The organism is Streptomyces sp. NPDC058964 (genome assembly GCF_042741275.1).
GTDB lineage: Bacteria > Actinomycetota > Actinomycetes > Streptomycetales > Streptomycetaceae > Streptomyces.
The window spans coordinates 1-5,454 of sequence record NZ_JBHYKH010000226.1; the positions used below are offsets into that span (position 1 = coordinate 1).

The 5,454-nt window shown below is 66.2% G+C and carries 7 protein-coding genes; 3 read left to right on the forward strand and 4 right to left on the reverse strand.

What is annotated here, in order from left to right:
• Positions 1-461: 461 nt before the first annotated feature.
• On the forward strand, positions 462-1,049 hold the full coding sequence (locus ACFW2E_RS25495; RefSeq protein WP_384469397.1) for an IS3 family transposase: 588 nt from the start codon (positions 462-464) through the stop codon (positions 1,047-1,049).
• Positions 1,050-1,152: 103 nt separating this feature from the next.
• Positions 1,153-1,284: a hypothetical protein gene (locus tag ACFW2E_RS25500; protein WP_384469398.1), complete on the forward strand. Its 132-nt coding sequence runs from the start codon at positions 1,153-1,155 to the stop codon at positions 1,282-1,284.
• A gap of 241 nt (positions 1,285-1,525) precedes the next feature.
• Here ACFW2E_RS25500 and ACFW2E_RS25505 read toward each other — a convergent pair whose 3' ends face one another.
• From ACFW2E_RS25505 to ACFW2E_RS25515, 3 genes are all read right to left on the reverse strand, one after another.
• Entirely contained in the window at positions 1,526-1,984 is a 459-nt protein-coding gene (locus tag ACFW2E_RS25505) for a hypothetical protein (RefSeq protein WP_384469399.1), read from the reverse strand.
• Positions 1,985-2,520: 536 nt separating this feature from the next.
• Positions 2,521-3,216, reverse strand: a complete 696-nt coding sequence (locus tag ACFW2E_RS25510) for a DUF6308 family protein (protein WP_384469400.1) — start codon at positions 3,214-3,216, stop codon at positions 2,521-2,523.
• Positions 3,217-3,220: 4 nt separating this feature from the next.
• On the reverse strand, positions 3,221-3,820 hold the full coding sequence (locus tag ACFW2E_RS25515; protein ID WP_384469401.1) for a restriction endonuclease: 600 nt from the start codon (positions 3,818-3,820) through the stop codon (positions 3,221-3,223).
• 161 nt (positions 3,821-3,981) lie between these two features.
• Between ACFW2E_RS25515 and ACFW2E_RS25520 the strand changes: the two genes are divergently transcribed.
• Positions 3,982-4,629, forward strand: a complete 648-nt coding sequence (locus ACFW2E_RS25520) for a hypothetical protein (protein WP_384469402.1) — start codon at positions 3,982-3,984, stop codon at positions 4,627-4,629.
• A 280-nt stretch (positions 4,630-4,909) separates the two neighbouring features.
• On the opposite strand, the gene ACFW2E_RS25525 is transcribed toward ACFW2E_RS25520, so the two are convergent.
• Positions 4,910-5,350 carry an NAD(P)/FAD-dependent oxidoreductase gene (locus ACFW2E_RS25525; protein WP_384469403.1) on the reverse strand — a complete coding sequence of 147 codons (441 nt, stop codon included), beginning with the start codon at positions 5,348-5,350 and terminating at the stop codon, positions 4,910-4,912.
• Positions 5,351-5,454 lie beyond the last annotated feature (104 nt).

A 5,454-nucleotide genomic window follows, 5' to 3' on the forward strand; every position in this document is an offset into this window, starting at 1 on the left:
CCTCGGGAGCGGCGCTGAAGACGCTCGACGCCTGGATCACCATCGCCCACGACGTCCGCAGTGCCATCGGCAGGTAGACGTAGGGTCGGCCCCGTCCGGGTAGCCGGCCAGGTCGATCATGCCGGTCAGCTCGGCGACTTCCGCGCCCTCGCGCAGGGTGCCGTCCTGTTCGAGTGGGGGATGCCAGACCTGCTCAGGCAGGGCTCGGATCGCCTGGTGGGTGAGAATCCCGCCTGGCCTTGTGCCACGACTGGTTCCACTTGCCGCGGCGAATGGCAGACGGCAGCGCCGGTCGGCCGCTCCTGTGCGGTTACGGCGTGATGGCTCGCCGTAACCCCTGGCCGCTTCGACGCGCTGAGGCAGGGGCTGCTTACTCAACCGCAACCGCGCCAGGTCGCGATCTCGGGGATGACTCCGCTGCTCCGGCGGTGCTGCAATAACACGCCATTACAGGGCGGAGGTTGCGGAAGAGACATCGCACGACGATCCCAGATCCGGACCGGCAGGCGGTGCCCGACCTGCTGCAGCGGAACCGCCGCCGCCCCCGACATCGTCTGGATCGGCGATGTCACGTATTTACCGATATCGGTGGGTGGTTCCTTTACCTGGCCACGGTCATCGACGTGCACTCTCGGCGCCTGCTGGGCTGGTCGATCGCCGACCACATGCGCACCCAGCTCGTCACCGACGCCCTGAACATGGCCGTCCGCACCCGCGGCGGCCGGGTGAACGGCGTGATCTTTCACAGCGATCACGGAGCCGAGTACGGCTCGAAGGCGTTCGCCGATGCCTGCCGCACCGCTGGAATCCAGCGTTCCATGGGGGCCGGCGGCTCGAGCGCGGACAATGCGGCCGCTGAGTCGTTCTTCGCCTCGCTCAAACGGGAGATCCTGCCTGGCCGGGGCGGCTGGCCCACCACACGAGCCGCCCGCCTCGCGATGTTCCGCCGGCTCGGCTTCTACAACAACCAGCGCAGGCACTCGGCGATCGGCTACCTCGCCCCGGCCGTCTTCGAACAGAGATCAACTACGCTGGCCATCGCCGCATGACAACCCGTGTCCACGATCGGGGAGGAAGCCCCGAGCTCCTATGCCCCCCGATGGTGGGCAAGTTGGCGCCGGAGCGCTTGGCGCGCAGCGAGGAAGAGACCGCATGAGCGAGAACCCCGACCGATACGAGCTGAGGGCACGACAACTCCGCATTCTGGCGGGCCTGCACCGGAAGCGTGCCGCCGAGCTCGACATGGCCGCCGAAGCAGCGTTGGCCACCTGCTCCATGAGGTGATGCGCTGAGCTGCTCACAGAAGCAGAGGTCCGCCAGCTGGCCGAGCATCCAGACTTGGCAGCGCTGAACGTGCAGTTGGAAGGCTTCTACGGGAGGCTCCGATGCGCCCAGGTGAGGAGCCCACCGAATGAGCGAGGGCCGCTCCATCGATTGTCCGCCCGAGCGTGACCACTCAGCCGAGCCCACCGCATGACGACGGCCCCGCCCGGAACCCGGAGCGGGGCTGCAGCGTGAGGTTCCGCTACCCCGAGGTCGACACGTCCGTGATCTCCACGGACACCTTCGTCCCCGCCGACACCGTACTGATCAACGACGGCGTGAAGTTCAGACTCGTCCGATCCGACAACTCAGCCGTCTCAATGACCGGCCCGGACTGATCACCGTGGATTTCATAGGTGACCTCGTACACGGCATTCGGGTCGATGCTCTCACTGTCACCCAGGTAGGTCAGGTCAGGCTCAACCGTCACGTTGCAGCCCGCGGACCCGAAGCACTGCCGCTTTGTGGTCTTCAGGTCGATTGAGAAGCTGTTCTCGTCGACGGCCTCGTAGGTCGGCGTCGGGTCCGGCACCCCAGCGGCTGTCGCCGTGTCCTTGGGTGCCGCCTTGGTGGTGGCCGGCTTGCTGTCGTCGTTGTCGGCCTGCACGACGACGATCCCGGTGCCGATGACCGCCGCGATGACGGCGGCGGCCGAGGCCATGATGATCAGGTTGGTGCGGAGCTTCGTCGCTGGCCTGGGCGGTGCAGGTGGGAGCGGAGGTGGAAACCCCGGCGGTGGTGGAGTGGTGTTGGACATGGTCCCCCCAGGACTCGTTGGGTGTAGGGCATGATGCGTGCCAATACGCCCGGCGTAAGGTGTTGTGCCCCTCCTGTAACCCGGATTGGGTAATTCCGGCCCGGTCTGGCCAACGCACGGTCACACTGGGCACGTGGCGATCCGGATCGGTGTCCAGGCGGACAGCGAAGAGGAGTGCCTGGAGGCTCTCGCGCAGCTCGTCGACGTGGCTACGTACCCGTCATGCTGCCGAAGCTGCTGACCGACAACCGGTGGATGGCCCGTGCTGTGCCGCAGCGTAAGTCGGCTGTTGAGACGGAATCCGCTGCCCACTCGTGAGGCGCCCCGCCGCGACGGAGGAGTGCGCGGCGGAGCCTGGGCTCAGTGTGTCCTGGATCAGTCCCGCAGCCGCAGTTCTCAGGAATCTACCGACAGGGGAGGGCAGTCCGTGGAGCTTGCAGTCACTTCAGGTGATTCCCGCCGAGCCCCCAGGCGATCGCGTCGAGAAGACGCAGTGGTGTCACAGCCGCTGGCACACGTGCCGCCAGACCACTCCATAGCCCGGCCTGCTTTGTGAGGTCGCTGAGGAGATGCTCTGCTAGGAGCGGGAAGAACTCCGCGTCCGGCCGATTCCGCACCCGATGCAACGGATAGCCCGGAATCGTCTTCTTCATCCAATAACAGCTGCGGACGTTGGGGTCGAATAACGGGATCAGCAGAGGGCGCTTGCGGTGCAGGATCTTCGTTAGGATGGTGAGCTGTACTCCCGGGAGCGACCCAGGCGGGTCGAGAACGCGGACGAGGTCGCCGAGCAGTTGGCGGTGCAGGCCCTGCTCGACAGCCGATTCCAGGGTGAGATCGACCGCTACTGCCGCGAGCGCTTGTTCCAAGGCGCCTCGCACCGTTTGCAAGGAGTACATGCCGGTGATGGAGGGTCCGGCGTTGAGCACGCCGGGGGCAAGAAAGTCACCGTCATTGAGTTCGTTCGGTCCGCTTCCGGTGTTGAGGCGGTCGTAGGCCGGCCACGCGTACACGGCACCGCGGCGGCGGGCCGCCGCGCGCCGGTTGGCGCTTTCGTCGAAGTAGCGGGTCACCCAGCGGGCCGCAGCTGTGACCTCGACACTTCGGCCGCCGACGTGAAGCAGCTGGTCGGTCATGTGATCACATCCACGGAGCTGGCCCGGTCCGGGTCGCCCAACCAGCCAGCGCACCATTGTCGACCATGCGAATCCCGTGCTGGACGCCGTAGTTGAATGCCGGCTTCGTGAACACCGACGTCGTGACGACTGCGGCGACCTGAGCGCCGTGGACGCTGTAGCACGTGCCGCCGAACCGCTGGAGATCTGGAGATCCAACCTTCGTGGTCGGCCCGTACCTCTTGCACTGGATCACGATCCGTCGGCCGTCCGGGGCCGTGGCGATGACGTCCGCGCCTAGGTCGCCGGCGCCCCCAACGACCCGGATGTCGAGACAGCCGTCCCGCTCGCACAGGAACGCGATCGCGTGCTCGAACTCCCTCGGATTCATGGCGTGGTAGCGGGCGATCTCTGTGGACTGCAGTGAACGAATGTGGTGCAGTTCGGCGGCCTGCTTCGCCTTGTGCTGATCGACCACCAGGTACACGCCGGTGATGACGAGCAGCAGGACCGCGCCGGCAGGGAAGTTGTTGATGAGCAGTACCAGGACGCCTATGACAGCGAGGACGGCGCAGCCTGGTCGGCGCGCGATTGCTTGTGGTGCTCGGCGTGCGGGCGTGCTCATGAACCCCCCGTGATCTCAATGTGCTGACGGAGAATCATGCCTGGTCGACGTCCGCTCGTGCACACGGCGTTATGTTCTTGTGACGGACCGGTGTGACGAGCAGACGGCCCCACGGTCGTTCGCGGGTCAGGCACCGCGCTGGCGAGCAGCGCTCTGTTTCCGTGTTCAACCCGGACACCCAGACCTGGAGCACTTTTGTCGGAGCGCTGCATCTGGCAAGCGTGCACAAACTGCAGACGCTTTTCGACGCGGCCCGAACGTTCGGGACGGAGATCCGGCTGGATCCCGTACCCATGTCGGCGGACTGGCAGGGACCGCCTTTCACGGCCGACAGGTGGCGGCTCTTCTTGCCGCTCGGGCCGACAGGGATCAGCCGCTCGGCCACCTGCCCATCGACTGAGCGGGCGCAGGCCCGCATCCCGCCCTGCATAGCGCGTACACAAGGCCGCGGGCTGGACAAGCGCGCCCAAGCCGAGAATCGAGGCCGCTTGCTTTGTTCCCGTACCTTCCAGCAGTTCAGTCGTGCCAGAAGGAACTTGCCACACCTCGGAAGGGGGAGGCCGGTGGAGGGCGGCGGGATGATCACGGCAGGTCTTTCGGCGCTGTTGCCAGGGCGGATAGTGGCTGTCGTCATCGCCACATGCCTGCTCGACGACCTGGCCGCAGCCCATCCCGGTGTGTCCAAGGTCTGGGCCGACGGCGGCTACCAAAGCAGCATCTTCAATCATGGCGCCGGACTCGGCATCGACGTGGAAGTGGTCCAGCGGCCACGGACGAAGGGTTCGAGCCGCTGCCCAAGCGGTGGATGATCGAAAGGTCGCTTTCGTGGATCACGAGGGCCGTCGGCACTGCCGGGACCACGAGAGACTGCCGTAAGTCAGCGAGACGCTCATCACCTGGGCATCCATCACCCTGATGGCCCGCCGTCTCACCTGAAAGCCGACACGCCGACCAAATCGGCCATCAACCACCCCGACCGTGATGGCGGCAGCTGCCTGACCAACATCCATCTCATCGTCGTCACGCCGCCGGTACCCGGGACCGCGCGTGACCCACCCGCCTGGGCCGTGGTGGCCTCTGCCCGGGCTGTCACGAGGGGAACCGCTCGGGGCGGAAGTCCGCAAGCAGTTCGTCTCTCTTCCCGCTGATGATCTCCGAAGCCAGCAGTCGGCCGATCACCGGCCCGAGCGTGATGCCGCTGTGGGAAACGGCCTCGTAGTAGCCTGGCACGGACGGCACCGCTCCCACCGAGGGGAAGCCGTCGGCAGGGATGGGCCGGTCGACGATTCGTGTCTGTGCGATGCGGGAGTTGCCGAGCTCGGGGACGACGTGACAGGCCGATTCGTGGAGCAGCCGTGCGAGTTGGCCTGGATCTTCGTCGGTGTCGATGAGCGCGTCGACCTCGCGGCTGTGGAGAACCACCGAAGCGTCTCCGTCAGGACGGATCTCGATGTGAGGCGCGTGCATGGCCCGGTGAACGGGGACCTGCGCACAGTCGATCCGGGTGACGACTCCGGGTTCCCGGCGCATCGGCAAGTGCCGTTCGACGAACCCAGCGACCTGGGATGCGCAGGGGGCCGCCCCGGTCACGACCAATTAGAACAAGATCAGGGACCCAAACGACAAAACAAACC